Source organism: Bradyrhizobium sp. P5_C11_2, assembly GCF_054049755.1.
On record NZ_JBFULT010001027.1, the window covers coordinates 1 to 1310 of the forward strand.

Genomic DNA, 1310 nt, shown 5'->3' on the forward strand with positions numbered 1-1310 from the left:
CGATGAAGGTCTGTAATGGGTCCAGAGCGATTTCCGTCTCCGCGTTTCCGTGGTCGGGTGTTCGCACCTTCAACCGGGCCCGCTATCGGTAGCAGTAAAAAGCTGCAGCGATCGGCTGGATGAGGATCGAATAGACGCGGATGCTCACGTTCCGGACTTCCATCACTTTTGCTGTAATGGCCTTCGTCGTGGCGCTGACCCTGCTGCTGATCGCCATTCAATTGCGCTCGTTACGCTTTGCCACGCGTGAAGCCGCGTCAGCCTACATGGACGCAACCAGCACCAAGGTGCTCGGGCGGCTTCATGGCGAACTTTCCACGATTTCGTCCCTGGTCCATGTGCTGGCGACCAGTTCCAGCGTCGCAGACTCGAACGAGAGGAGCGAGACCGGCCGTGCAATTCCCTTGTTCAAAGCTGCGCTGCAGGAATTGCCGCAGATGGACAGCATCTATGTCGGCTTCGAGAATGGCGCCTGGCTCCAGGTGCGGCGCATCAGCGGCCTTACCGAAGAGCAGCGCGAGCGCTTGCGCGCGCCCGCGAATGCGGAGATCGCGATCAGTCTCATTCGCCCTGCTGCGGAGGGCGCCCTGTCGCTACGGCGACTCTTTCAAGACAAACAAGGCAACGAGGTCGGAGAGGTCGATCTGTGGAAATACGGCTACGACGTCCGCAAACGTTCCTGGTATTGGGCGACGATGCAGGCCGACGGTCCCTACGTTTCGGAGCCTTACCTCTCGTTCAGCATAGGCGCGCCGGTCATCACCGTCAGCGCGCCGCTGCGTGGCAAGGTGCTTGGCGTGCTCGCCGCCGATCTCAAGCTCGATACGTTCAGTGAATTCGTCCAGGCCCAGCGGCCGGGCGAGCATGGTACGGTCATGATCTTCGACCAGGCAGGGTCAATCATCGCCCACCCGGAATTTTCAGACCTGGTTACGAGCGCAATGACGCACCCGGACCGATCGTCATTGCCCAGCATCGATGAGATCAACGCGGGAATCCTGGCCTCGGTGATCCGCGGCTCGTACAACAAGGACAGCTACGAAGGAAACATCGAGGACGGAACCGGGAAAGGCTTCCTCTTCAGGGTGACGAAGTTTGCGCTCGGCGAACGTTACAATGGCAGCATCTTGCTGCTGGCCGCCCAGGACGACTTCGTTCAGAACGTCCGCAAGCTCCAGTTCAATGGGCTCGTCCTCGCGATCCTGGTTGGCGCAGCCTTCCTTCCGATCGTCTGGATGTTCGGCAGCCAGATGTCGCGGTCCATCCAGCGCGTTACCGCGCAGGCGCGCCAATTGCAGACACTGTCTGAG

General features: G+C 60.3%; 1 protein-coding gene. It reads left to right on the top strand.

What is annotated here, in order from left to right; all coding sequences use genetic code 11:
• Window positions 1-140: 140 nt before the first annotated feature.
• Window positions 141-1310 (top strand): cache domain-containing protein (locus ACXJL8_RS41370; protein ID WP_456687069.1); only part of this gene is annotated, 1170 nt, incomplete at its 3' end.